Origin of the sequence: Bradyrhizobium embrapense (assembly GCF_001189235.2) — a bacterium.
Classification (GTDB): Bacteria; Pseudomonadota; Alphaproteobacteria; order Rhizobiales; family Xanthobacteraceae; genus Bradyrhizobium; species Bradyrhizobium embrapense.
The window spans coordinates 303,345-329,316 of record NZ_LFIP02000004.1 but is presented as its reverse complement, the minus strand read 5'-3'; the positions used below and the strand labels follow the sequence as shown (position 1 = coordinate 329,316).

The 25,972-nt window shown below is 63.8% G+C and carries 23 protein-coding genes and 3 tRNA genes; 15 read left to right on the top strand and 11 right to left on the bottom strand.

Annotated elements, in window-relative coordinates:
• Window positions 1–41: 41 nt before the first annotated feature.
• Window positions 42–869, bottom strand: coding sequence for an oxidoreductase (locus AKN83_RS20360; RefSeq protein WP_050405644.1), 828 nt, complete (start codon window positions 867–869; stop codon window positions 42–44).
• 102 nt (window positions 870–971) lie between these two features.
• On the opposite strand from AKN83_RS20360, the gene AKN83_RS20355 reads away from it, so the two are divergent.
• Window positions 972–1,937: a LysR family transcriptional regulator gene (locus AKN83_RS20355; protein ID WP_050405643.1), complete on the top strand. Its 966-nt coding sequence runs from the start codon at window positions 972–974 to the stop codon at window positions 1,935–1,937.
• A 204-nt stretch (window positions 1,938–2,141) separates the two neighbouring features.
• On the opposite strand, the gene AKN83_RS20350 is transcribed toward AKN83_RS20355, so the two are convergent.
• Window positions 2,142–3,473 carry a multicopper oxidase family protein gene (locus AKN83_RS20350; protein ID WP_050405642.1) on the bottom strand — a complete coding sequence of 444 codons (1,332 nt, stop codon included), beginning with the start codon at window positions 3,471–3,473 and terminating at the stop codon, window positions 2,142–2,144.
• A 135-nt stretch (window positions 3,474–3,608) separates the two neighbouring features.
• Here AKN83_RS20350 and AKN83_RS20345 point away from each other — a divergent pair.
• The 5 genes from AKN83_RS20345 to lon all read left to right on the top strand — a co-directional run bounded on the left by AKN83_RS20345 (window position 3,609) and on the right by lon (window position 10,569).
• A tRNA-Leu gene (locus AKN83_RS20345) sits at window positions 3,609–3,693 on the top strand.
• Window positions 3,694–3,857: 164 nt separating this feature from the next.
• On the top strand, window positions 3,858–5,216 hold the full coding sequence (tig, locus tag AKN83_RS20340; protein ID WP_050405641.1) for a trigger factor: 1,359 nt from the start codon (window positions 3,858–3,860) through the stop codon (window positions 5,214–5,216).
• A 225-nt stretch (window positions 5,217–5,441) separates the two neighbouring features.
• On the top strand, window positions 5,442–6,077 hold the full coding sequence (locus AKN83_RS20335; RefSeq protein ID WP_021079148.1) for an ATP-dependent Clp protease proteolytic subunit: 636 nt from the start codon (window positions 5,442–5,444) through the stop codon (window positions 6,075–6,077).
• Between the two features lie 466 nt (window positions 6,078–6,543).
• Window positions 6,544–7,818: an ATP-dependent Clp protease ATP-binding subunit ClpX gene (gene clpX / locus AKN83_RS20330; RefSeq protein WP_018271869.1), complete on the top strand. Its 1,275-nt coding sequence runs from the start codon at window positions 6,544–6,546 to the stop codon at window positions 7,816–7,818.
• A gap of 321 nt (window positions 7,819–8,139) precedes the next feature.
• On the top strand, window positions 8,140–10,569 hold the full coding sequence (gene lon / locus AKN83_RS20325) for an endopeptidase La (protein ID WP_050405640.1): 2,430 nt from the start codon (window positions 8,140–8,142) through the stop codon (window positions 10,567–10,569).
• A gap of 84 nt (window positions 10,570–10,653) precedes the next feature.
• Here lon and AKN83_RS20320 read toward each other — a convergent pair whose 3' ends face one another.
• Both AKN83_RS20320 and AKN83_RS20315 read right to left on the bottom strand, forming a co-directional pair.
• The gene (locus AKN83_RS20320; RefSeq protein ID WP_050405639.1) at window positions 10,654–11,865 is read right to left on the bottom strand and encodes an MFS transporter; all 1,212 of its coding nucleotides are present in this window, start codon (window positions 11,863–11,865) and stop codon (window positions 10,654–10,656) included.
• Window position 11,866: 1 nt separating this feature from the next.
• A complete protein-coding gene (locus tag AKN83_RS20315) occupies window positions 11,867–12,535 on the bottom strand; it encodes a GntR family transcriptional regulator (RefSeq protein WP_050405638.1) in 669 nt (222 codons plus the stop codon).
• 201 nt (window positions 12,536–12,736) lie between these two features.
• On the opposite strand from AKN83_RS20315, the gene AKN83_RS20310 reads away from it, so the two are divergent.
• The gene (locus tag AKN83_RS20310; RefSeq protein ID WP_050405637.1) at window positions 12,737–13,141 is read left to right on the top strand and encodes a GFA family protein; all 405 of its coding nucleotides are present in this window, start codon (window positions 12,737–12,739) and stop codon (window positions 13,139–13,141) included.
• A 120-nt stretch (window positions 13,142–13,261) separates the two neighbouring features.
• Window positions 13,262–13,336: transfer RNA gene (locus AKN83_RS20305), tRNA-Val, on the top strand.
• An 88-nt stretch (window positions 13,337–13,424) separates the two neighbouring features.
• Here AKN83_RS20305 and AKN83_RS20300 read toward each other — a convergent pair.
• Entirely contained in the window at window positions 13,425–13,673 is a 249-nt protein-coding gene (locus tag AKN83_RS20300) for a hypothetical protein (protein WP_050405636.1), read from the bottom strand.
• A gap of 248 nt (window positions 13,674–13,921) precedes the next feature.
• Between AKN83_RS20300 and AKN83_RS20295 the strand changes: the two genes are divergently transcribed.
• Genes AKN83_RS20295 through AKN83_RS20285 form a run of 3 tightly spaced genes read left to right on the top strand, consistent with a single transcriptional unit; the run spans window position 13,922 to window position 15,420 of the window.
• Entirely contained in the window at window positions 13,922–14,215 is a 294-nt protein-coding gene (locus tag AKN83_RS20295) for a hypothetical protein (RefSeq protein WP_063695439.1), read from the top strand.
• 22 nt (window positions 14,216–14,237) lie between these two features.
• Window positions 14,238–14,543, top strand: coding sequence for a YciI family protein (locus AKN83_RS20290; protein ID WP_050405635.1), 306 nt, complete (start codon window positions 14,238–14,240; stop codon window positions 14,541–14,543).
• A gap of 25 nt (window positions 14,544–14,568) precedes the next feature.
• On the top strand, window positions 14,569–15,420 hold the full coding sequence (locus tag AKN83_RS20285; protein ID WP_050405634.1) for a class I SAM-dependent methyltransferase: 852 nt from the start codon (window positions 14,569–14,571) through the stop codon (window positions 15,418–15,420).
• Here the strand turns inward: AKN83_RS20285 and pepT are convergent, their stop codons facing one another.
• The gene (pepT, locus tag AKN83_RS20280; RefSeq protein WP_050405633.1) at window positions 15,421–16,677 is read right to left on the bottom strand and encodes a peptidase T; all 1,257 of its coding nucleotides are present in this window, start codon (window positions 16,675–16,677) and stop codon (window positions 15,421–15,423) included.
• A 157-nt stretch (window positions 16,678–16,834) separates the two neighbouring features.
• A complete protein-coding gene (locus AKN83_RS20275; protein WP_224924859.1) occupies window positions 16,835–17,158 on the bottom strand; it encodes an HU family DNA-binding protein in 324 nt (107 codons plus the stop codon).
• 307 nt (window positions 17,159–17,465) lie between these two features.
• Here AKN83_RS20275 and AKN83_RS20270 point away from each other — a divergent pair.
• Window positions 17,466–17,542 (top strand) — tRNA-Asp (locus AKN83_RS20270).
• A 131-nt stretch (window positions 17,543–17,673) separates the two neighbouring features.
• Here AKN83_RS20270 and AKN83_RS20265 read toward each other — a convergent pair.
• Window positions 17,674–17,859 (bottom strand): hypothetical protein, encoded by a 186-nt coding sequence (locus AKN83_RS20265; RefSeq protein ID WP_050405632.1) that lies wholly within the window; start codon window positions 17,857–17,859, stop codon window positions 17,674–17,676.
• 360 nt (window positions 17,860–18,219) lie between these two features.
• On the opposite strand from AKN83_RS20265, the gene AKN83_RS20260 reads away from it, so the two are divergent.
• A complete protein-coding gene (locus AKN83_RS20260; protein ID WP_063695438.1) occupies window positions 18,220–19,098 on the top strand; it encodes a class I SAM-dependent methyltransferase in 879 nt (292 codons plus the stop codon).
• 118 nt (window positions 19,099–19,216) lie between these two features.
• On the opposite strand, the gene AKN83_RS20255 is transcribed toward AKN83_RS20260, so the two are convergent.
• The 3 genes from AKN83_RS20255 to AKN83_RS20245 form a co-directional block, all read right to left on the bottom strand.
• Window positions 19,217–19,408 (bottom strand): hypothetical protein, encoded by a 192-nt coding sequence (locus tag AKN83_RS20255; protein ID WP_050405630.1) that lies wholly within the window; start codon window positions 19,406–19,408, stop codon window positions 19,217–19,219.
• Between the two features lie 14 nt (window positions 19,409–19,422).
• Entirely contained in the window at window positions 19,423–19,623 is a 201-nt protein-coding gene (locus AKN83_RS20250; RefSeq protein WP_050405629.1) for a hypothetical protein, read from the bottom strand.
• Between the two features lie 199 nt (window positions 19,624–19,822).
• On the bottom strand, window positions 19,823–20,026 hold the full coding sequence (locus AKN83_RS20245) for a hypothetical protein (protein WP_021079164.1): 204 nt from the start codon (window positions 20,024–20,026) through the stop codon (window positions 19,823–19,825).
• Between the two features lie 255 nt (window positions 20,027–20,281).
• Here AKN83_RS20245 and AKN83_RS20240 point away from each other — a divergent pair, with 255 nt between their 5' ends.
• Window positions 20,282–21,238, top strand: coding sequence for a TRAP transporter substrate-binding protein (locus AKN83_RS20240; RefSeq protein WP_083992171.1), 957 nt, complete (start codon window positions 20,282–20,284; stop codon window positions 21,236–21,238).
• A gap of 205 nt (window positions 21,239–21,443) precedes the next feature.
• Window positions 21,444–25,844 (top strand): autotransporter domain-containing protein, encoded by a 4,401-nt coding sequence (locus AKN83_RS20235; protein WP_283807389.1) that lies wholly within the window; start codon window positions 21,444–21,446, stop codon window positions 25,842–25,844.
• The last annotated feature ends 128 nt before the right edge of the window (window positions 25,845–25,972 follow it).

The following is a 25,972-nucleotide window of genomic DNA, read 5'->3' as shown; positions in this document are numbered from 1 at the left end:
CCTTGCAATGACGGACCGGCGCTGGCGGCGGCCGATGAGACTCAGGCAACGTCGGTGGAAAGCGAGACGCTCTTCCACGCATCGAATTCGGCCTGCAGCAGTTTCATCTTGTCCTCGACCAGCCGCACGGCGTCACTGCCGAGCAGCAGATGCGTCGGCGGATCGGCCGACAGTGCGAGCTTCAACATCGCCTGCGCGGCCTTTTGGGGATCGCCAACCTGGCGGCCACTCATTTCCATGCGGCGTTTGCGGATCGGATCGATGAGCGCGTCATAGTCCGCGATCGACCGTTCCGCTCGGACCATCGATCGTCCGGCCCAATCGGTGCGGAAGCTGCCCGGCTCGACCGCAGTGACCTTGATGCCGAGATCCTTGACTTCCTTGCCAAGGGTTTCGGAGATTCCTTCCAGTGCGAACTTGCTGCCGTGGTAGTAACCGAGGCCGGGCATCGTGATGATCCCGCCCATCGATGTGATGTTGAGGATGTGTCCGGCGCGCCGCTTGCGCATGAAGGGCAGCACCGCCTGGATCATCGCCACCGCGCCGAAGACGTTAACCTCGAACTGGCGTCGGAGATCGTCGATCGATGATTCCTCCAGAATGCCCTCGTGGCCATAGCCGGCATTGTTCACCAGAATGTCGATCGCGCCGATCCTGCGCTCGATGTCGGCAACGGCGGGCGCGATGGCGTCGGTATTGGTGACGTCGAGGATCACGCCGTGCAGGTCTGCGCCGAGCGCTTCGAATTTCTGCTTGTCGCTCTCGTTGCGCACGGTGCCGACGACGGCGTGGCCGTCGCTCAATGCCGCCTCGGCCAGCGCGCGGCCGAAGCCCGACGAAACGCCCGTGATCAGGAAGGTCTTTGCCATAGGAGATGTCCTTTAGATCGAGATTGCGGGCTCGATATAGACGAGCTTGATTAGTGCAATAATCGGCATAAAGTTGGATGACCTGATGCAGGTAATCGAACAATGCAGCACGCCGGTCTTTTCGAACTGAACGCCGTCGTCGCGATCGCGACGCATCGCAGTTTTCGCGCGGCGGCGACCGAGCTCGGCATTTCACCGTCGGCGCTCAGTCATGCGATCGCCGCGCTGGAGAAGCGGCTGGGAGTGCGACTCATCAATCGGACGACGCGCAGCGTCGCGCTGTCGGAAGCGGGCGAGCGTTTCCTCGCCAGGGTCAGTCCCGCGCTGCGCGAGATTGCCGGCGCGATGGAGGACGTGAATGAGTTTCGCGACACGCCCGCAGGAACGCTGCGCATCAATCTGAAGGAGCGCGCCGCGCACCAGATCCTCCGCCCCGTCGTCGCAAGGTTTCTGCGGCGCTATCCCGACATGAATGTCGAACTGACTCTCGAAGGACGTCCCATCGATATCGTCGCGGAAGGTTTCGATGCCGGCATCCGGCTGGCCGAAGCCGTGCCACAGGACATGGTCGCGATTCCCTGCGGCCCGGACACGCGCTTCATCGTCGTCGGGGCGCCGGATTATTTCGCGCGCGCTTCGGTGCCGCGGTCGCCGGTTGATCTGCTCGCCCACGAATGCATTCGCAGGCGCATGCCGAGCGGCAAGCTCTATCACTGGGAGTTCGAGAAGCGCGGCGGCGAGCAGATGGTGATCGATGTCCCGGGCAGGCTGACCCTCGACAGTGATAGCCTGATGGTCGAAGCCGCCCTCGAAGGCGTCGGACTGGCGTTCGTGAGCGATTACTGGGTAACCGAGCATCTCGCCGCCGGAACGTTGCGCGCCGTGCTGGACGATTGGACGCCGCCATTTCCCGGCTTGCGCCTCTACTATCCGAGACACCGGCACATGACAGCCGGGCTTCGTGCGTTCGTCGATATGGTCCGGGAAGAGACGAGGTTGGCCGCCAGGGGCGGGGATGTCCGTCCACCCCCGGCCAAGCGATCGGACGGTCATCGCAAGCGCGCTTGAGCTACTCAGCTTGCTGTAGGCGAAGAGTAGGTACGGCCGGTAACATCTTGATCGGTCTCGACATCGATCAGCCCCCGCGGGCCGGATTCGATCAGGCCTTCACAGGACGCTTGAGGGACACCGCGACGCTTCGCGCCCTCACACCGCGAATCGCTGCAACTCTCTGGCTCATCGATGTTTTCCTCGGCGGCCTCCACTTTCTTGTTATTGCACATTGTACCATCGCAGCAGCCGCGGCGCGGCCCAATCCGTCGCGACCTGCTCGATCAGATAGCGGCCCGGATATTCGGCGAGGAAGGCGATGCGCTGGGTCTGGCCCGGTTCGACCGCGAGCGTGTCGAGCCAGAACGGCTTCCAGCCGTCGTCGAGCCGGTCGAGCAGACGGAAGTGATGGCCGTGCATATGAAAGACGTTTGCGATCGCGCCCTGGTTGGTCAACGCCAGCACGACGGTTCGGCCGGCCTTGGCCTGAAAGGCCGGGGCGGTTGACGGCTTGAAGTCCGCTGGGCGGAACCACTCCGTGGGCGTGCCGAGCGCCAGATCGAATCGCGCTGCGCCCTTGAGCTCAAACTGCGCGGGCATGTCGTTGCCCGGCAGCGGTGGGGCCGGCGGGAACGGCGCCGTTCGGATCGGCGGCTCGTTCGAGACGGCGAGCCTGCCGATCGGACGGGCTTGCTTGCCGTCGTGCAACAGGATCGGGAAGCTGGTTCCGGCCGGACCGGTCGCATCGACAAAGACATCCGTGCGGCTGCCGGGCGCCAGCACCAGCGCGCCGTTGCGAGCCGGGAACGGCTCTGCCGGCTGGCCGTCGATCGCCATCACCCGGACGTCGAGGTTCTCGAGCTTGACCGCCAGCACACTGCGTTGGCTGCCATTGATAAAGCGGAGTCTGAGGCGGGCATTGGCCGGGGCCAAGATGTCGTATGAGGTTTTGCCGTTAATTGTATGAATTTGCGTCGAATCTTTCGGGTCGCTTCCAGGTGGGATCGCGGTTCCATCGGGCTGCAGACGCCACTCCTCGATCAGCAAGACTTCGTCCCGGTCGACCGCGACCGGCGAGGTGCCGGTCACGATCAGCGGACGCGGCCGTGCCGGCGCCGTGCCATCCCCGAACAGCGGTTCGCACAGGAAGGTGCCGGCATGCCGAAGCGGCAGCTGAAAGGTATCCTTTGCCCCCGTGGCAAGCGGCGCCCGGGAGGCCAGCGGCTCCGCGGCCGGGACGCCATCGAGCCCGCGGCAATCGAGCGCGGCGGGAACCGGCAGCTCATTGCCGAACGCCACGTCGAGGACCTCGCCGCGCCTGAAGCGAAGATCGCCGCTACCGAGCGACCAGACCGGGGTGTCCGGGATGCCCGGACGAAGCGAGATGCGGTCGACCCTGGCCTGGAGCACGACCGCCGTCCGGCCCTCCGCCGAGCCGGTGCCCGGCCAAACGGGGCAAAGCGCCGCGGCACCGAGGCCGGCGATCAGGTCGCGCCGGGTGAGGGAAAATTCGGGACTTATTGGAGGGCTTGCCATTCGGACGATGCGGACCATTTTCAGATGTACCTGTCCAGTCGCGATCGGTCGCAGGGCGGGCTCTTCAGCGGCCATTTTTTTGCTGCGAACCGGTGGGCGCATGTTATAAGCCCGGCCGCCCGCGGCATCGCGGCCGGACTGGATGCTTTTCGCGCGGGCGTGGCGGAACTGGTAGACGCGCTGGATTTAGGTTCCAGTGACGAAAGTTGTGGGGGTTCGAGTCCCTCCGCCCGCACCAAGCGCTTACAGCGTTTGCATGACGAATTCTTGGAGAACCTTGGCCCCCGAAGGGGACGAGGGTTCGCCGAACCCACAGACGTCAGGCCGCAAGGCTCACCGTCGAACAGATTGACACTGCCACGGCCGCTCGGGCCGCGGCAAAAGCGGAAGAAGATTGATACCATGCAGGTCACCGAGACCCTCAACGAGGGACTGAAGCACGAATTCAAGATCAGCGTTCCGGCATCCGATCTCGATGCCAAGGCGGGCGCCAAGCTGGTCGACCTCAAGGACAAGGTCCGTCTCAACGGCTTCCGTCCCGGCAAGGTGCCGGTGGCGCACCTGAAGAAGATCTATGGCCGCTCGGTCATGGCCGAGACAATCGACCAGACCATCAGCGACACCAACCGGCAGATTTTCGAAGATCGCGGCTTCCGCCTCGCCGGCGAGCCGAAGATCACGATGCCGACCGAGAAGGACCAGGTCGAGGAATTGCTGTCGGGCAAGACCGACCTGACCTACACCGTTGCGATCGAGGTCGTGCCGCAGATCCAGCTCGCTGATTTCAAGTCGTTCTCGGTCGAGAAGCCGGTGGTCGAGGTCTCCGACGCCGACGTGGACGATGCCATCAAGCGCATCGCGGAAGGCAGCCGCCCGTACAGCGCCAAGACCGAGGGGACGGCGGAGAAGGGCGACCGCGTCACCATCAGCTTCAAGGGCACCATCAACGGCGAAGCCTTCGAGGGCGGCACCGGCGAGGGCATCCAGGTCGTGATCGGCGCCGGCCAGTTCATTCCGGGCTTCGAGGAGCAGCTGATCGGCATCGGCACCGGCGAGACCCGCACGCTGAAGGTCACGTTCCCGAAGAACTACCTGAACGACAAGCTCGCCGGCCAGCCGGCCGAGTTCGAGACCACCGCGACGCTGATCGAGGCGCCCGGTGAGACCGTGATCGACGACGAGTTCGCCAAGACGCTCGGCCTCGAGTCGCTCGACAAGCTCAAGGAAGCCGCGCGCGAGCGTCTGACCGCCGAGTTCGCCGGCGCGACCCGTCAGAAGGTCAAGCGCGCGCTGCTGGACCGGCTCGACGAGAGCCACAAATTCGAGGCCCCGCCGTCGCTTGTCGCCGAAGAGTTCAACCTGATGTGGAACTCGATCAAGGCCGAGATGGACTCGACCGGCAAGACCTTCGCCGACGAGAACACCACCGAGGACGCGGCCAAGGAAGAGTACCAGAAGATCGCCGACCGCCGCGTCCGCCTCGGTCTCGTGCTGTCGGAGATCGGCGAGAAGAACAAGATCACCGTGACCGACGACGAGGTCTCGCGCGCCGTGATCGAGCGCGCGCGCCAGATGCCGGGCCGCGAGAAGGAAGTCTGGGATTACTACCGCAGCAACGCCCAGGCGCTGGCCCAGCTCCGCGCTCCGATCTACGAGGACAAGGTCGTCGACTTCGTCCTGGAGCTCGCCACCGTGACCGAGAAGAAGGTCTCCAAGGATGAGCTGTTCAAGGATGAAGACGCCGAGCAAACTGCCGCTTGATTGCGGCATCTCGCGTTAATGATGAACCGCGAAAGCTGGCCTGGTGAGGGTCCCCCTCGCTAGGCGTGCCGACGCGAATCGGCTTGAACTTCTGCGGCCTGCCCAGGTGGCTAGTACGGCCAGTGCCGGTCTTGTCGGCCGGAAATTGGCCCATATCTGGGTTAAGCCTTGAGTCAGGTAGCCTTGAGTCAAGTTCTGCATCACCCCTAACCCTTGGGTTCTTTCATGCGCGATCCCGTTGAAACCTACATGAACCTTGTGCCGATGGTCGTCGAGCAGACCAATCGCGGCGAGCGCGCCTACGACATTTTCTCGCGCCTGCTGAAAGAGCGCATCATCTTCGTCACCGGCCCGGTTGAGGACGGCATGTCGACGCTGATCGTCGCGCAGCTGTTGTTCCTCGAGGCCGAGAATCCGAAGAAGGAAATCTCGATGTACATCAACTCGCCGGGTGGCGTGGTGACGTCGGGCCTTGCGATCTACGACACGATGCAGTTCATCCGTCCGCCGGTGTCGACGCTGTGCACGGGGCAGGCGGCCTCGATGGGCTCGCTGCTGCTGGCAGCCGGCGAGAAGGACATGCGCTTCACGCTGCCGAACTCCCGCATCATGGTGCACCAGCCGTCAGGCGGCTTCCAGGGCCAGGCCACCGACATCATGCTGCACGCGCAGGAGATCCTGAATCTCAAGAAGCGCCTCAACGAGATCTATGTGAAGCACACCGGCCAGACCTACAAGGCGATCGAGGACGCGCTCGAGCGCGACAAGTTCCTCACCGCCGAGGACGCCAAGGCGTTCGGTCTCGTCGACAAGGTCATCGACAAGCGGCCGGAAGACCCGTCGGCGGCCAAGGCGGCCTAACCAGGCTGCCTGACAGGGCTAGCTGATCTGGACAGCGACCCGAGGCGTCGATGTGATCTCCACATTGACGCCTCACATAGTCGGCAAAGCAGCACGGTGGAGTACCTCGCAAGCGCATGTGCTGGGGCAGAAAGTTCCGCTTTCGTGCTCATGGCTTGGCGTGGTAATCCCGCAACGTTCCGTGGATTTCGACGCGTGTTCCACGTGCGATCGTGGAAAATCACGGTATTGTCACGGTCTTGAGCCGGCCCTCCGATTAGCGAATTCTTGATAGTCGGGTGCCAGCATGGTTGGCTGTAATGCATCGGCTATGGTCGCGGAGATTCGAATAAACCGTGATCCCCACGGTCAGTATTGCGTAGGGTCTTTTTTGGTACGGAATTTGCTCTATCTACCCAAGGCCCCGGTTTTGTGCCGGATTGGGTCGATCTGGCAAACAAGATCGAACGGCGGACGGAGATAATGAATGAGTAAGGTCGGCACGAGCGACGCCAAGAACACGCTATACTGCTCGTTCTGCGGCAAGAGCCAGCATGAAGTTCGCAAGCTGATTGCCGGACCGACTGTCTTCATTTGCGACGAGTGTGTCGAACTGTGCATGGACATCATTCGCGAGGAGAACAAGTCCTCGCTGGTGAAGTCGCGCGACGGCATCCCGACGCCGAAGGAAATCTGCAAGGTCCTGGACGACTACGTGATCGGTCAGAGCCATGCCAAGAAGGTGCTCTCGGTCGCCGTCCACAACCACTACAAGCGGCTTAACCATCAGACCAAGCACAACGACGTCGAGCTGGCGAAGTCGAACATCCTGCTGATCGGTCCGACCGGTTCGGGCAAGACGCTGCTCGCGCAGACGCTGGCCCGCATTCTCGACGTTCCCTTCACCATGGCTGACGCTACGACGCTGACCGAAGCCGGCTATGTCGGTGAGGACGTCGAGAACATCATCCTCAAGCTGCTGCAGGCCGCCGACTACAACGTCGAGCGCGCGCAGCGCGGCATCGTCTATATCGACGAAATCGACAAGATCAGCCGCAAGTCGGACAATCCCTCGATCACCCGCGACGTGTCGGGCGAGGGCGTCCAGCAGGCGCTGCTGAAGATCATGGAAGGCACGGTGGCGTCGGTGCCGCCGCAGGGCGGCCGCAAGCATCCGCAGCAGGAGTTCCTGCAGGTGGATACCACCAACATCCTGTTCATCTGCGGCGGTGCGTTCTCGGGCCTCGAGAAGATCATTTCCGCGCGCGGCCGTTCGACCTCGATCGGCTTCGCGGCGCAGGTGCTCGCGCCGGAGGATCGCCGTACCGGCGAGATCTTCCGTCACGTCGAGCCGGAAGATCTGCTGAAGTACGGCCTGATCCCGGAATTCGTCGGCCGTCTGCCCGTCGTCGCGACGCTGGAAGACCTCGACGAGACCTCGCTGAAGAAGATCCTGACCGATCCGAAGAACGCGCTGGTGAAGCAGTACCAGCGGCTGTTCGAGATGGAGAACATCGAGCTGACCTTCGCCGACGAGGCGCTTGGCGCGGTCGCCCGCAAGGCAATCGAGCGCAAGACCGGTGCGCGCGGCCTGCGGTCGATCCTGGAGAGCATCCTGCTCGAGACCATGTTCGACCTCCCGGGCCTCGAAGGCGTCGAGGAAGTCGTGATCTCGCGCGAGGTCGTCGAAGGCACGGCGCGTCCGCTCTACATCTACGCGGATCGTTCCGATCGGGCCGTCGAGAGCAGCGCGAGCGCCTGAGGCGCAACTTTCTGTCGTCGCAAATCACGCGGCTGCCGGGCGATCCGGCGGCCGCTGCGGCGCACCAGCAGCACCGCTGCGGCATTGCAGTAAATGCCTGTTTAGCCTGAATTTCCGGGCACTTCTCAGACTTGACACCCCCCGGCCTGATAGCCACCTAATGCTATCGGTGAGGGATCTCGTGTGGTGAGATTCGTCGCTTTACGATGCGGAATAAGCGGCTGCTGACAGCAATCTTCTTCCGGGTCACCAAGGCACCTTGTGGCGGTCGCGCAAGCAGGCGGACTGCGGAGCAAGGGGGCAAAACAAAAGGATAAGGCCATGACGACCTCAAAACCCCGGCCAACGATCGTCCACGGCGAAAGCCACTCCTATCCGGTGCTGCCGCTTCGCGACATCGTCGTCTTCCCGCACATGATCGTGCCTCTCTTCGTCGGCCGCGAGAAATCGATCCGCGCGCTCGAAGAGGTGATGAAGAACGATGCGCTGATCATGCTCGCGACGCAGAAGAACGCGTCCGATGATGATCCAGCTCCCGATTCAATTTACGAGACCGGTACGCTCGCCAGCGTGCTGCAACTCCTGAAGCTGCCCGACGGTACCGTCAAGGTGCTGGTCGAGGGCCTCGAGCGCGCGCGTGTCGAGAAGTATTCCGACCGCAGCGAGTATTACGAGGCGACTGCGGTCGCGCTCGCTGACACTGACGCCAACTCGGTCGAAGCCGAGGCCTTGGCGCGTTCGGTCGTGTCCGACTTCGAAAGCTATGTGAAGCTGAACAAGAAGATCTCCGCCGAAGTCGTCGGCGTGGTTCAGGCGATCACCGATTTCGCCAAGCTCGGCGACACCGTTGCCTCGCATCTCGCGGTCAAGATTGCCGATCGGCAAGCGATCCTGGAGACGTTGTCCGTCACCCAGCGCCTGGAGAAGGTGCTCGGCCTGATGGAGAGCGAGATCTCGGTCTTGCAGGTCGAGAAGCGCATCCGCTCGCGCGTCAAGCGCCAGATGGAGAAGACCCAGCGCGAGTATTACCTGAACGAGCAGATGAAGGCGATCCAGAAGGAGCTCGGCGACGACGAAGGTCGCGACGAGCTGGCCGATCTGGAGGAGAAGATCTCCAGGACCAAGCTCTCCAAGGAAGCGCGCGAGAAGGCCCAGCACGAGCTGAAGAAGCTGCGCCAGATGTCGCCGATGTCCGCGGAAGCGACCGTCGTGCGCAACTATCTGGATTGGCTGCTGTCGATTCCGTGGGGCAAGAAGTCCAAGGTCAAGAAGGACCTCGAGGCCGCGCAGGCGGTGCTGGACAGCGATCACTACGGATTGGAGAAGGTCAAGGACCGCATCGTCGAGTATCTCGCGGTGCAGTCGCGCGCCAACAAGCTGACCGGACCGATCCTGTGCCTGGTCGGGCCTCCCGGCGTCGGCAAGACCTCGCTCGGCAAGTCGATCGCGAAGGCCACGGGCCGCGAGTTCGTGCGCGTGTCGCTCGGCGGCGTGCGTGACGAGGCCGAAATCCGCGGTCACCGCCGCACCTATATCGGCTCGATGCCCGGGAAGATCATCCAGTCGATGCGCAAGGCGAAGACCTCGAACCCGCTGTTCCTGCTGGACGAGATTGACAAGATGGGCGCCGATTTCCGCGGCGATCCGTCGTCGGCGCTGCTTGAGGTCCTCGACCCCGAGCAGAACTCGACCTTCAACGACCACTACCTGGAGGTCGACTACGACCTGTCCAACGTGATGTTCATCACGACCGCGAATACGCTGAATATTCCGGGCCCGCTGATGGACCGCATGGAGATCATCCGGATCGCCGGTTACACGGAGAACGAGAAGGTCGAGATCGCGCGCAAGCATCTGATCCCGAGCGCGCTCTCCAAGCACGGCCTGGACTCCAAGGAATGGTCGATCGACGACGCGGCCTTGCTGCTGATGATCCGCCGCTACACCCGCGAAGCGGGCGTGCGCAACCTGGAGCGTGAGCTCTCCACACTCGCCCGCAAGGCGGTGAAGGAGCTGATGATCTCCAAGAAGAAGTCGGTGAAGGTCACCGAAGCGAACATCGAGGAGTTCCTCGGCGTTCCGAAGTATCGCTTCGGCGAGATCGACGACGAGGATCAGGTCGGTATCGTCACCGGTCTGGCCTGGACCGATGTCGGCGGCGAGCTGCTCACCATCGAAGGCGTCATGATGCCCGGCAAGGGCAAGATGACCGTCACGGGCAACCTGCGCGACGTGATGAAGGAGTCGATCTCGGCGGCGGCGTCCTACGTGCGCTCGCGCGCGATCACCTACGGTATCGAACCGCCGATGTTCGACCGGCGCGACATCCACGTTCACGTGCCGGAGGGCGCAACCCCGAAGGATGGTCCGTCCGCCGGTGTCGCGATGGCCACCGCGATCATCTCGGTCATGACCGGCATTCCGGTCCGGCACGATGTCGCGATGACCGGCGAGATCACGCTGCGTGGTCGCGTGCTGCCGATCGGCGGTCTGAAGGAGAAGCTCTTGGCTGCCGCGCGCGGTGGCATCAAGACGGTACTGATCCCGGAGGACAACGCCAAGGATCTCACGGAGATTTCCGATGCGATCAAGGGCGGCATGGAGATCATTCCGGTCTCGCGGCTGGATGAGGTCGTTGCCAAGGCGCTGGTCCGCGTGCCTGCGCCGATCGTCTGGGAAGAGGAGACCAGCAAGGTCGACGTCAAGCCCGATGCGTCGGATGAGGCGTCCGGCGGCCTGACGGCGCACTAAAGCGAGCTTCCATCGAAACAGGAAAACGGCGCCTTCGGGCGCCGTTTTTGTTTGGGCGGTGATCGGCCATCAGGCGGGTCGCGACTACTCCTTCTTCTCGACGACGAAGTTGCCGATCGCGCCGAGTGCCATCAGCACGCTGGTGCCGAGGAACACCGCGCGCATACCGATATGGCCGCCGATGAAGCCGCCGGCGAGTGGGCCAATCACCTGGCCGGCATATTGCGCCGAGATCGAATAGCCGAGCATGCTGCCGGTGACCGCATCAGGCACGTTGTGCCGGATCACGCTGGTGATGCAGGGCAGCAGGCCGCCGAGCGCGAGCCCCATCAGGAAGCGCAGCAGGATCAGCTGCCAGCCGCTGACCACGAAGGCCTGCGGGATCAGCAGCAGCGCCGACGCGGCGAGGCAGATCGTGATGATCCGCCAGTGGCCGACGCGATCGGCGAGCTTGCCGAGATGCGACGACGACAGCAGGCTGCCGAACGCCGCGGCTGACATCACGAGGCCGGCGACGAACGTCACCTGCGGCGCCTCGACCAGCTGCGCGACATAGACCGTGATGATCGGCTCGATCGACATGTTGGCGATCATCAGCAGCAGGCCGGTGCCCCACATCGCGACGATCGGGCGCTTGTCCGGAACCAGCGCCCAGCCGCCGCGCGGTCTGCTGCCCTTCGCGGTCTTCGGACGCGCATCCTCGCGGATCAGGAAGGTGGTGCCAAGGAAGGTGATGAAGATGACGCCGCCGATCAGGAAGAAGGTCATGCGGATACCGATCAGGCCGGGCAGGACGCCGCCGATCAAGGGACCGACCAGGCTGCCGGCCATGATGCCGGCGGACAACACGCCGATCGCCCAGCCGGACCGCGCTTTCGGCGTCTGCGCCGCGACCAGCACGCTCGAGCCCGACGCGTAGCCGCCGAGTAGCCCGGTCAGCAGCCGCAAGCCGACCAGCTCATAGACATTGTGCGCCATGCCGATCAGCGACATCGCGATCGCCATGCCGAGGCTCGCGCGGATCAGCATCAGCTTGCGGCCGTAACGGTCGGCGAGCCGTCCCCACAACGGCGCCGTCAGCGCCGCGCTGAAGAAGGTTGCGCCGTAGGCGACGCCGGACCATTGCACGATGGCGGCATGGTCGGTCACGCCGAGCTGTTCGACATAGAGCGGCAGGAACGGCAGCAGCAGCGTCATCCCCACGATGGTCGTGAAGGAGCCGAACAGGCAGACGATCAAATTGCGCTGCCAGGGGCCTGCATCAAGCAGGGCTTCGCGATCGACTTCGATGTTCATGTCAGCGCAGACCGATCACGGCGAAGCCGCGCATGCGCAGGCCGCGGCGATCCTCCTTCAGCGAACGCAGCAGGCGATCGCGGGTGTCGGTGATGTGATCGGTGGCCTCGCGCGCGGCCGAATCCGGATCGTTGGCCTTGATGAAGCCGAGAATGCGTCGGTGCTCGCGCCAGGCCTGCTCGCGCGAGGGTTCGGTCCACACTTCGAGCCAGCGTGCGCGCGACAGCCGGGTCATCGCGCCGGCTATCGCCTTGACGATGAAGGGGTTGCCGGAGAGGCGCGCGATCTCGACATGGAAATCGGTGCCGACCCGGTGCCATTCCTCGCGCGGCGCGCCAGATTGGCAGGTGTCCAGCATCTCCTCGACGCCGCCGATGTCGGCCTCGCTCGCCCGCGCACAGGCGAGGCGGACGGCCGTCGTCTCCAACGGGATCCGGAATTCGGCCAGCGCCTCCAATTCACCGACGTCGATCGGCGCGACGATCCAGTTACGGCCGTCGCGGCGGACCAGCTCTTCGCTCTCCAGCCGCACCAGCGCGGCGCGGATCGGCGTGCGTGATCCCTCGAACTGGCTCTCCAGCCAGCGCTCCGACAGCCGCTCGCCGGGACCGAGGTCGAGCGAGAGGATCATCTCCCGGAGCTGGTCGTGGATCTGCAGCATCTGCGACATGGTGGTCTGCCGGTCTGGACGTAGAGTTTTAGTGTGCTGTCGAAGTATCCCAAATTGGTATCCCAAACAATCCCGCTTTGGGATACCAGCACTGTCCCAACGGAGGTGCCCGACCGTGTTCCGGATGCCTTGCGGGCCGCATCGCCGGGAACGACCTCTTAGCTACCGCCTTGTTGCACGACGCCGAATTGGGAGAACGCGATGCAGATCGACGGGCAATGCCACTGCGGGGCCGTGACCTATCAGGCGGAGATCGATCCCGAACGGGTGTCGATCTGCCATTGCACGGACTGCCAGTCGCTGACCGGCTCGCCCTATCGCGTCACCGTGATCTGCGCCGCCGAGCAGGTCCGGCTGACCGGACGTACGCCGAAGATCTACGATAAGCGGGGCGATAACGGTCGGATCCGCTTCCAGCACTTTTGTGGCGAGTGTGGCTCCCCGTTGTTCACCAGCGGCGAGGACGGTGGTCCGGATGATTGGGGAATCCGCTGGGGCAGCATTCGCCAGCGTGGCGAATTGACCCCGCGACGCCAGGTCTGGTGCCGCTCTGCGGCGCCGTGGATCAATGATCTCGAGGGAGTGCCGGCGCGGCTGAAGGATTGAAGCCCAAGGATTGAAGTCCAAGGATTGACGTCCAAGGATTGAAGTTCGTCGATTGAGGCTTTGCGGCCTTGGCGACCTTGCGCCCGAGGGGCGGGCGAGGCTAAAGAGACGCGCTGATACGGGCGGTTAGCTCAGCGGTAGAGCACTGGTTTTACACACCATTGGTCGGGAGTTCGATCCTCTCACCGCCCACCAGCCTTCGCCCCCCAACTGCGGCTGGGCAAGCCCGACTTTCATGCAGAACTCGCCGCGTGCTCGGTGTCGAAGGGCGCCGGCTCCAGTCCTATGGCTGAAGCATCCTGATGGTCGAGATCGGCCACTTCCCGATGTGCCCTTTGATCGAGATGCGCAATCCGTGAGACTCGTCGAGCGACACGCCTTCGACGGTCCCTGCAGTCCCATCCGTGAGGACCGCAGCCCGTCCGACGAGTTCGGCCTCCACTTGCACATGCTCGCGCAGGATGACCGTGGCACGGTGCTTCACGAGCTGCAAAGCGGCCGCCGGTTGGTTGGTCCGACGCAGTGAGGCCATGGCTCGGTTCTCCCTGAGCGCGCGGAAAGGGCGCGATCCCGGCCGTGGGGTAGTCTGTGGGGTGGCCGGGACCGCGCTTGCTCCGCGCTGGTCTGCCAAATGTCATTCGGCAGCCGACGATACGAAAGGTGCCGAAAGTCACGGACGCGTCGCGGGCCGGGCTCGGTTCCTGTTGGCGCGATGTCACTCGGGTTTGGCGCCGACGCGGCTGCGATGCTATTCTCTCCGCCTAACCGGGAACTTGATGCATGCGTAAACTCGCCGCGATTTTTCTTCTCGCCTTGATTGCCGAACCGGCATGGGCGCAGCAGGACCATGTTCAGCGCTATCGCGAAGAAATCGAGAAGTCGCCGGCGGATGTGGCCAACGAGGCGCGGCAGCAGCGCGCCTACCAGCGCGCACTTAGCGGGGTGCCGGACCAGAAACCGACCGATCCGTGGGGCATTGCACGCAGCAATGACGGGCAGGCCGCCCCGAAGGGGACTGCCGCGAAGACGCCTGCGCCGAAGCAGGCCAAGCCCACAAGCGCTGCCGCCAAATAATCAGAGAGTGCGGACCAGGTCGATGAAGTATTACGTCTGCAAATTGACCGGACCGCGCCCGACCTTCCCACAGGACATGACGCCGCAGGAAGTCGAGATCATGCAGGCGCACGTTGCCTATTGCGGCGAGTTGCTGCAAGCCGGGAAGGCGCTGATCTTCGGCCCGGTGGCCGATCCCGCCGGCGTTTGGGGAATGGGCGTGCTGCAATTGTCTGACGATGCCGATCCGCTAGAAATCGTCGCCAACGATCCCGTCAGCAAGGCCAATGCCGGATTCACCTACCAGGTGATGCCGATGCTGCGCGCGGCGACGCGCGAGACTTGCTAGAGTCTTCTCAACAAGGTTGGATCGCATGAACGCAGGTCATCCGCAGAACGCCGATCAGATTGCATATTGGAACGGGCCGGGCGGCCAGCGCTGGGCGTCCAGGCAGGCCGCGCAGGATATCGTGCTGCAGCCGGTGCTCGACCTCTTGATCGATCGCGCGGCGCCGAAGGCCGGCGAGCGCGTCGTCGATGTCGGCTGCGGCAGCGGTGCCTCGAGCTTCGCGCTGGCGTCGAAGGTCGCGCCCGACGGCCGCGTGCTTGGTGTCGACGTCTCGGAGCCGATGCTGATGCGGGCCCGTCAGAGCACGCCGCAGGGATTGCCGGTCGAGTTCGCGCTCGCCGATGCGACGGTCTATCCGTTCGCACCCGCGAGCTTTGACCTGTTGGCCTCGCGCTTCGGCGTGATGTTCTTTGCCGATCCCGCGGCGTCGTTCACCAATCTGCACAAGGCAATGAAGCCGACGGGCCGTCTTGCTTTCGCGTGCTGGCAGGAGCCGCGCGAAAATCCCTTCTTCATGACGCCGCTGCAGGCGGTCTACAGGCACGTGCCGAAGCTGCCGCCGCTCGGCCCCGAGGATCCCGGCCCGTTCGCGTTCGCATCCGAGGCCCGGGTGAAGCGGATCCTGGGTGAGGCCGGCTTTTCCGGCATTGCCATGGAGCCGTGCACGGTCGAGCTCGATGTCGCGACCGGGCGGGGCATCGATGCGGCGATCCAGGGGGCGCTCGAGATCGGGCCGGCCAGCCGGGCGCTGGAGGGCCACCCGGATGAGGTGCGCGCCGCCGCCACCGCGTCGATACGCGAGGCGCTGGCGCCGTTCGTCAAAGGCGATGCGGTGCCGCTGCCCGGCGCGATCTGGATCGTGACGGCGCGGGCCTGATCAGGCCTTCTCTTCCCAGATCATCGCCAGGTGCACGATGGTCTGCACGGCCTTCTCCATGTCCTGGCGGCTGACCCATTCGAGCCGCGAATGGAAGGCGTGCTCGCCCGCGAAGATGTTGGGGCAGGGCAGTCCCATGAAGGACAGCCGCGAGCCGTCGGTGCCGCCGCGGATCGAGGTCTTCACCGGCGATAACCCGGCGCGCTCGATCGCCTCGATCGCATAGGCGACGATCTGGGGATGGCGATCGATCACCTCTTTCATGTTGCGGTATTGCTGCTTGACCTCGATACGGTAGGTCGAGCGCGGATATCCCTTCATGACATCCTTCACGATCGCTTCAAGCAGTGCTTCCTTCTGCTTCAGGCCGGCTTCGGTGAAATCACGCACGATGAAATCGATCCGCGCGTTTTCCAGTGCGCCTGAGATCGCGACCGGATGCAGAAAACCCTCCTTGCCTTCGGTGGTCTCGGGCGAGCAAGTATCCTTCGGCAGGCGATCGACGATCGCGGCCGCGATCTTGATCGCGTGTTCCATCTTGCCCTTGGCAAATCCCGGATGGGTCGCGACGCCTTCGATGATGATGCTGGCACCATCGGCGGAGAAAGTCTCGTCCTCGATATGGCCGGCGGTCTCACCATCCATGGTGTAGCCGAAGTCGGCCCCGAGCTTCTTGATGTCGACCTTGTCGACGCCGCGGCCGATCTCCTCGTCCGGCGTGAACAGGATCTTGATGGTGCCGTGCTTGATTTGCGGATTGGTCACCAGGAAATGCGCAGCATCCATGATCTCCGCAAGGCCCGCCTTGTTGTCGGCGCCGAGCAGGGTGGTGCCGTCGGTCGTGATGATGTCGTTGCCCATCTGGTCGGCCAGCGCCTCGTGCTCGGCGGCGCGGATCACCTGCGAGGCATCGGCCGGGAGCACGATGTCGCCGCCGCGATAGTTCTTCACGACCTGCGGCTTGACGTTCTTGCCGGTGCAGTCGGGGGAGGTGTCCATGTGCGAGCAGAAGCAGATCACCGGCACCGTCTTGTCGGTGTTGGCCAAGATCGTGGCATAGACGTATCCGTGCGGATCGAGATGCGCATCCGATATGCCCATCGCCTGCAACTCGGCGACCAGCAGGCGGCCGAGATTCTTCTGCTTCTCGGTGGAGGGCGTGGTCGGTGAATCCGGGTCGGACTGGGTGTCGATCACGACATAGCGCAGGAAGCGCTCGGTGACGGTGTGCTTGAAGTCGAGAGCCGGTGCCAGCATGAAGACCGCGCAAGGGTAGGAGAACGGGAAAAGGCGCTCAGGCGAAGTTCGCGCAAGCAAGGCGCATCGAAAGATAACTCTACAACAGAAAAGCGCCACTCCGGGTCGCGTCGCGAGCCGAAATGGCGCTTGGTATCGAGCAAGAGAGTTAAGAACCCTAGACGGCTTCCTTCAGCTCCTTGGCGGCGCGGAAAGCGACCTTCTTGCTCGCCTTGATATGGATCTGCTCGCCGGTCGCCGGATTGCGGCCCATGCGGGCGGCGCGCTTGCGGACCTGGAGGATGCCGAGGCCGACGATGCGGATCCGCTCGCCCTTCTTGAGGTGCTTGGTGATGCGGGTGACCATGTCGGTCAGGATCGCCTCGGCCTGCTTCTTGGACAGCTCCTGCTCTTCGGCGATGGCCGCCGCCAGGTGCTTCAGCGTGATCGTCGCCGGGGTCGCTGCTTTCTTCGCCATGTGTGGCCCTCCTCGTTGCTGAATGGCTGGATTGCTGCTTCGACGCGAATGGCGCGCCGTTCGCGTCGGGAAAATGCGTCCGGAAAAGTCCCGAAACCGCCGGTTCTGGGAACGGGCAGCGCCAGGCCCGGCCACAGGAAACCCAGACCTATCAGGCCTTATTTGATTCGGGGCTTTGCTGACTACGCCGTTTCCCCTGAAAACAGGCGACAACGCGCGCCCACAGCACGAAAATGCCGGTGCTGTGCAGGGCTCCGCAACGCGCTTGACTATCGGGATGCGGGCCTTTATGCCCTCGATCCTGCGCGGATCAATCCGATGATCGGCATCCGCGGGAGTAGCTCAGTTGGTTAGAGCGCCGCCCTGTCACGGCGGAGGCCGCGGGTTCGAGTCCCGTCTCTCGCGCCAGCCTTATCAAGCACTTAGCTCCAAGTTCCAGTTCTAAGACGCGTTGCGCGCCGACCGTCCTGACGTGCTCGAACCTTCTTGGCCCGGGCTTCCGGCACGCAAAAGCAGCCGCGCTCCCAAACGTGCGGCATTTAGACGATCTCGATGGCCGGTTCGCTCCCGACGATCGCATGATCATCACTCACGGGCGCAATCCAACATTCCGAGACACCCGACACGATCAGCCAGGTTTCCGGCTTCGCTCCTTCTCCAATCACGACTGTTGCGTCCTGATCCGGGAGTGCCCGCAGCACCTGGACGAGTTCGCGGACTTTCATCGGCACGCTTCCCAAAGGTCGACCAATTGGTTCACCTCTCAAGCGAGCATCACATCGGCTGATGCGGTAGTGACTATCGCCATCAGAGCAGCGAGAAACGCACGAGCGGCAGGTCTCGGTCCCGCGCGCAGCGTATCGCGCCAGCCTGACGCCAGCCTTACTCTCATCGCATCGCGCTCGGTGACAGCGCTCGCAACCAGCGAACGGGAACGACATCAGCGGTTCCATCGGCTTCCGGAACTCAGACGTTTGCGGTGGGTCTTAAAGTTGCCGGAGTAAGCGAAGACAGTTTCAGGAAATTCAAATGACACGAGCGTGGGCGAGGGCTGACGAAGCGAACCTGGACACGGAGGCGTGCTGATGAATTGGAGTTCGTGGCTGAAAGAATACTACAACGACGAACTGGAAAGAGCGGACGCCGCCTGCCGAAGTGGAGAGTCCGTCTACGACGCACTGAAATGGATCGACGATCCGTATCTGTGGAATGTACTGCTCTGGAAGGAGTATGATGGCTTCAAGGCGATCAAGGCGGCCATTCCAGATCCGCCAGACGCCGGGACCCAGAAAAACTGGAGCGGTCGTTCCGGGATGGAGCTCGGCGCCGCCGTCATCGAAACCTATCGCCTGTTGCACGACAAGCTCAGGCGTCATCTGGACAAGCCATTCGATGAATGCCAGGTGCTGGACTATGGCTGCGGCTGGGGCAGCGTGCTCCGTTACTTCATGAAGGATGTGCCGCTCCGCAATCTGCATGGTTGCGATCCGCACAAGGGCATCATCCAGGTCGCGCAACGCTCCAACCCGCGCGCCGATATCGTGTTGTCGGAAAGCTTGCCGAGACGTCTGCCGTTCAATCAGAAATTCGATGTCGCCTACGCGCTATCGATCTGGACGCACCTCTCGCCTGCCGCGAGCGACACATGCCTGACCGCGGTCCACGACTCGCTGGAGCATCGTGGTCTCTTTCTCCTGACCGTTCGGCCGCCGGCATACGCATTCTATGAGCCGATTTCCAAATTGCCTGGCTGGGATCAGCAAAAAATCGCCGAGACCGTGGCGCGAGACGGATTCTACTTCTATCCGCAAAGCTATCCGGTCGATGGCGAAATGACCTACGGCGAGACGATCATCAGCAAGCGGTACATCGAGACGCAGTGGACCGACCGGTTCGATCTCGTTGACGTCGGCATGAACGGGATCTCGCCGTATCAGAGCATCATCGTTCTCCGAAAGAAGTAAGGCCGCCACGAGGTCGTATCGGCGTTGATCGGTCGCGGCAGGACATAAAAATCATGCCGCGTCAGCTCCGTCGCCGCGACGCCGCATTGAATTCACAAACGGCCACCCGCTGCCTTGATCAGGCAAAGAATGCGGCGACCGCGTTGAGGTCGGATTGTCCCGGGGCGTCGCCGCGCAAATTCGCGTCGATGATGCGGCGGCAAGCGTCGACCGTGTGGGCATCGCCCAATTCGTTGGCGGCCTCGAGGATCGACCAGACCGTATCCAGGGGAATGTCGCTCTGCATGGTCGCGTTCGGGTCTGACAGCATCGGCGCCGCCGGGGTTAGAATTCGAACAGGTCGCGGCCGCGCCGCGCCAGCGTGTGCAGGTCCGCCACCGTGCCACGCACGGCGTTGCAGCGGCGGCATTCGATGATGGTGTCGCCGGAGGCGTGTGCGGGATCGGCGACCTTTATCGCCAGGCTGCCGCAATCTGTGCAGATGATCTTGAAGCCGGTCGAAATTACTTGCTGCTGCAAATTCATTGTGGACCTGCGCCTCTGTTGACGCGCACCTTACGGAACAACTTTTAAGACAGCGGCCGCGGAGCGGATTGCAATCGAACGGCCGCGTTAGGAGGCGGTTAAGATTTCACCGCGGCTGCGCGGCCGCGCTCCAGACGATCGGGACCAACAAAAAGCCGCCCGAAGACGGCCGCTTTGTCTGCCGAAGCCAGAACCCGTCTTACCGGACCGTCGAGGTGCCCGAGGAGGTGATTGCGACAGGTTTGCCGGCCTTGATGACCTGGTTGGTCTGGGCGGTCTGGGTGAAATCTGCGTTGTTCCGGGCCGAAATGCCGAAAGCCGCAACCCCGATGGCCGCAACGAGCGCAACCACCACAATCTTGAGGTGGGTCGCGCGATCGGCTGAATGGATCGAGTGGTTCATGGTCGCCTCCGGGCGTCTATGCGCCGTCTATGGCACCTACTGGTAAGCCCCATCTGTTTCCGGATCGTTTCGTGAGTTCCGGAAATGGTTTCGTGCCACGGGCGGATCGGTTTCACCGTGCCTTGCGTCACAGAAAGAGAGGGCTGAAACTGGCCACGGGCGCGGGCTGCGCCTGGGAGAGAAACAACAATGAAAACAAAGAAGATGACCCGCCGACGGATGCTGGGAGCCGGCTCCATGGCGCTTGCCGCCGCGATGTTTGGTAAGCCGTCTCTTGCTGCTGCCGAGTTCGATCTCAAGCTCGGCGTCAACACTCCGGAAACCCATCCCCTAACAATCCGTTTGGCCGAGGCGGCCAAGCTGGCCGGCGCGCAATCGTCCGGCCGGCTCAACATCACGGTGTTCGCCAACAGCCAGCTCGGCGGCGATCCGGAGATGCTGTCGCAGGTCCGCGCCGGCGGGATCGAGCTGTTGGCCGCGCCCAGCATGACGTTGTCAACGCTGGTGCCGCTGTCGGGCCTGCCGAGCATCGGCTTCGCGTTCCAGTCTTACGACCAGGTCTGGGCCGCGATGGACGGCGGCGTCGGCGACATCGTGCGCGAGGCGATCGCCAGAACCGGCGTCATGCCGCTGAAGATGGTCTGGGACAACGGCTTCCGCCAGATCACCTCGTCGTCGAGCCGGCAGCTCAACAGCGTCGAGGATCTCAGGGGTTTTAAAATTCGCGTGCCGGTGACGGCACTGCTGACCTCGCTGTTCTCAGGGCTTGGCGCGCTGCCGTCGAGCATCTCCTACAGCGAGCTCTATTCGGCGCTGCAGACCCACATCGTCGAGGGCCAGGAGAATCCGCTGGCGCAGGTCTCGACCGGAAAACTGTACGAGGTGCAGAAATACTGCGCGCTGTCGAACCATTGCTGGAGCGGCTACTGGATCCTTGGCAACCGCCGTGCAATGGCGGGCCTGCCGCCCGATCTCGTCGAGCTCATCAATGCGGCATTCGACGCGGCCGCGGTCAAGGAGCGCGCCGATCTGGTCGAGATGGATCGCTCGTTGCAGGCCGAGCTGACCGGGAAGGGCATGACGTTCAACAAGCCGGATCCCGTGCAGTTCAGGGCCGCGCTGGTGAAGGCCGGCTTCTACACCCAGTGGCAGAAGACCTATGGCGCGGACGCCTGGGCGGTGCTGGAGAAATACACCGGCAAGCTGACGTGACGGCGCACAGGTCGCGAGCAGCACTACAGCGCTGTGGCAAAGAAGGCACATCGCTGCGCTTTCAGTCCCATCTTCGTTTTTTGTCATGCGGCAAGGTGTCCCAGGGAATACAACCTCACGCTGAGAATTTCAGTGGCCGCCTATGTGTGGCCCGAGTTGGAATGCCATGCGCGTGCACGTCGTGGAACGTTGTCGATCGCCCCGCTTGCGGCAGGTTGCGGTAGCGCTTGCTCTGCTCATCGCGTCCGGGACCGGCGCACACGCCCAGACGGTGCTGAACGTCGGCGATGGAGCGAGCCTCGTCACTGCGCTGACGACGATCGACAACAATCCCGGCACCAACTACACGCTCAACATCACGAACAACATCACGCTGACTGCCGGAACGACGCTGCCCATCATCAATTCGAGAAGCACCGTAACCATCAACGGCGGCAACTTCACACTCGACGGCGGCGGCGTGCAGCGAGGATTCTTCGTCTACGCCGGCGCCGTCGCAATCAACAATCTCACGATCCAGAACGCGGTCGCCAAGGGCGGCAATGGCGGAAGCGGTTTCGATGGCGGCGGCGGCGGCGGCATGGGCGCCGGCGGCGCGTTGTTCGTCGCCAGCGGTGCCAATGTCACCGTCAGCAATGTTTCGCTCGCGAGCAATCAGGCCAATGGCGGAAGCGGCGGCAGTTACGGCTCGACCGCCGCCGGTGGCGGCGGTGGCGGCGGGCTGGGTGGCAACGGCGGAAACGGTGGTAACGTCGGCGGTGGTGGCGGAGGCGGGATTGGCCTCGGCGCCAACGGCGGGGCCGGCCAGACTGGCTCGACGGGGGGCAACGGTGCTGCCGGCATCGTTATCGGCGCCGCCGGCGGGGGCGCTGGCGCCACCGACCCGGGGAGTGGTGCCTCACCAGGCACAGGGGGCGCCAATGGAGGCGGCGGGGGCGGCGGGGCCATGGGGTCTGGCATCCACGGTGCCGGTGGCGGCGGCGGGATTGGCGGCGGCGCTGCTACGGCTACCGGGGGCTTGAGCGGCGGCGGCGGTACTGGCGGCTTCGGTGGTGGCGGTGGCGGTAGCTTGAACAGCGCAGGCGGAAATGGCGGTTTCGGTGGCGGCGGCGGGAGCGTGCGCTGCTTTGCCAGTCCCGGGAAGGGCGGCTTTGGTGGCGGTGGCGGCGGCGCCAGCGGCGGCGGCACCGGTGTGACCTGCGGGAATACCGGCGGCTTCGGTGCAGGCAACGGCGGCGACAGCGTCAATGGCGGTGGCGGCGGCGGGCTCGGCGCAGGCGGCGCGGTGTTTGTCCAGGGTGGCGGAACGCTCAACGTTTCCGGTGCCTTTACCGTCAACGGCAGCAGCGTCGCCGGTGGAACGGGTGGTGTGGGTGCCGGCAATGGCTCGGCCTTCGGCTCGGGTCTGTTCCTGCAGGGCAACGGGACGCTGACCTTCAGTCCCGCGGCCGGCCAGAACCAGATCGTCTCCGATGTCATCGCCGACCAGACCGGCAGCGGCGGCACAGGTGCCGATGCCGGCAGCTGGAGTCTTGCCAAGACCGGTGCCGGCACGCTGACGCTCACCGCCGCAAACACCTATTCCGGCGGCACGACCGTGAGCGGCGGCCTGATCAACTTCAATGCAGCGAGCAATTTCGGCTCGGGCAACATCACCCTCAACGGCGGCGGGCTGCAATGGGCGAGCGGTAACACGGCCGACATCTCGAGCCGGCTGAACGCCATCGGCTCCGGCGGCGCGACGTTCGACTATAACGGCAATGCCGTGACGCTCGCGACGGCACTGACCGGTACAGGCGGCGTGATGGTCGCGAACTCCGGCAGCGGCGGTGCGCTGACCTTCACGGCCACGGAAAGCTATTCCGGCGCGACGACGATCAATTCCGGCGCGACGCTGGCGCTGTCGGGTGGCGGCAGCATCTCGAATTCGAGCGTCGTGACGGTCAATGGCACATTCGATATTTCAGGATCATCGTCCTTCCTCGACAGGATCACTAGGCTCGCGGGCGGTGGATCGGTTGCGCTCGGCAACAACGCTTTGGTGATTACCGCCGGTTCGACGGAGTTTTCCGGCGCGATCAACGGCTCGCGCACAGGGGGCCTCGAGATCGCCGGCGGAACGCAGACCCTGTCCGGCGCCAACGGCTATCTCGGCTTTACCCAGATCGATGCCGGCGCGACGCTCGCGCTCAACGGAAACGGCTCGATCGCCAATTCGGCCAATGTCGTGTTCGCTTCGGGTGCAGGAATCGGCACATTCGATATTTCGCAGACCAATAGCGGTACAAGCATCTCAGGCTTGGTTGATCAGGACGGCCACAGCGTCGTGTCCCTCGGCGCCAAGACGCTGACCATCACCAACCGTGTGGGCCCCTACGACGGTGTCATCCAGGATGGCGGCATTGGTGGCGGCACCGGCGGCAATGTGACGATCGCCCTTGGCGCCCTGGCGAGATTCGGCGGCGCCAACACCTATACCGGGCTGACCACGATCAACGCCGGCGGCGAGCTCGACCTGATCAACGGCGGCAGCATTGCGTCCTCAAAGGCCGTGATCAACGACGGCATGTTCGATATATCGCGCGCGGGTGGCGGCGTCGCGATCAACAGTCTTTCCGGGACCAGCATCGTCGGCACTGTGAACCTCGGTGCCAACACGCTGACCTTCACCAATGCCAACGGAACCTTTGCGGGCGACATCCGGGACGGTGGCGCGGGCGGCGGTGTGGCGATCACCGGCGGCAAAGAAATCCTTGCCGGTGTCAACAGCTACACTGGCGCCACCACCGTCAACGGCGGCACCCTTGAAGTGGACGGCACGATCGCCAACTCGCTGAAAGTGACGGTCAATTCCGGCGGCACGTTGAGCGGCACCGGCATCGTCGGCGCTCCGACCGTCGTCTTTTTCCACAACGGCGTCGTGTCAACATGGTTAGCCACCAGCTCCGGCGCCACCACTGCGGTTGATGGTACGATTGCGGCGAAGGAGCCGGTCACCGGCGCCCCCTTGAGGGGCGGCTTCGTCATTCCGACACCGACGACCATCATGAGCGGAGGCACGCTTGCACCCGGGAGTGCTGCAGATCCGACCGGCACACTGACGATCAACGGCGCTCTCGCCTTCCAATCCGGCGCGATCTATCAGGTGCAGGTGACGCCGACCGCTGCGGCATCGACCAATGTCAACGCGAACGCGACACTTGGAGGCGCGACCGTCAATGCAGTGTTCGCCAACGGCAGCTACATCTCCAAGCAGTATACGATTCTGAACGCCGCTGGAGGCATATCCGGCACATTTGCATCCAACATCGTCAATACCAACCTGCCGACGAATTTCACCGACACCCTGAGCTACGACGCCACCCACGCCTATCTCAATCTCGCGCTGAACTTTGCGCCACCATCCCCTCCCAGCTTCGGCGGTGGCCTCTCGATCAACCAGCAGAACGTCGCGAACACGTTGGTCAACTACTTCAACGCGACCGGCGGCATTCAGACGGTGTTCGGCACGCTCACCCCGGCGGGCCTGACGCAGGCCTCCGGCGAACTGGCGATCGGCACGCAGCAGACGACGTTCGATGCGATGAACCTGTTCATGGGGCTGCTCACCGATCCCTTCATGAACCGCACCGGCGCGACGGGTTCGATGCCGGGCGCAACGGGATATGCGGACGAGGGCGAAGCGAGCGCCTATGCCGCGGCCCGGAAGACCGATGCATTCGCGATGTTCACCAAGGCGCCGCCGGTGCCGTTCGTGCCCCGCTGGAACGTCTGGGCCGCGGGTTTCGGCGGTTCGCAATCGACCAGCGGCAACGCCATGGTCGGGTCGAACGACACCACTAGCAGCATCTATGGCACGGCGGTCGGCGCCGACTATCTGTTCTCGCCGAAAACGGTTGCGGGCTTCGCGCTCGCCGGTGGCGGCACCAGCTTCTCGGTGGTCAATAGCGGCAGCGGCCGCTCCGACCTGTTCCAGGCCGGCGCCTATGTCCGCCACACCGAAGGCCCGGCCTATGTCTCCGCTGCGCTTGCCTATGGCTGGCAGGACATCACCACCGACCGCACCGTGACGGCGGCAGGCATCGACCGGCTCCGCGCCGAGTTCAATGCCAACGCATATTCGGGGCGGCTAGAGGGTGGCTATCGTTTTGTTGCGCCGTGGATCGGCGGCGTCGGCATCACGCCTTACGCCGCGGGCCAGTTCACGACTTTCGAACTGCCCGGTTACGCCGAGCGGGTGATTTCGGGCCTGTCGACCTTTGGGCTGACCTATGCCGGCAAGAGCCTCACCGATACCCGCAGCGAGCTCGGCCTTCGTACCGACAAGTCGTTCGCGGTGCAGGACGGCATCCTGACGCTGCGCACGCGCTTTGCCTGGGCCCATAACTATGACCCGAACCGCTCGGCCGCCGCGACCTTCCAGGCGTTGCCGGGCACCAGCTTTGTCGTCAACGGCGCGGCGCAGGCGAGCGACTCTGCGCTGACCACGGCCTCGCTGGAGATGAATTGGCGAAACGGCTGGTCGGCGGCTGCGACGTTCGAGGGCGAGTTCTCCAACGTCACCTCGAGCTACGCCGGCAAAGGCGTGGTGCGGTATCAGTGGTGAGATGTGAGCCCTTTCCGCTTAGGCGAGCCTGACGTCACGCGCACGATTACCTGACGCGTAATCGCGCGTGCGATCTCCCTTTGCGATGGTCGCGCATCGGCGGCGATGTGGCCGGTCGATCTGCGAAG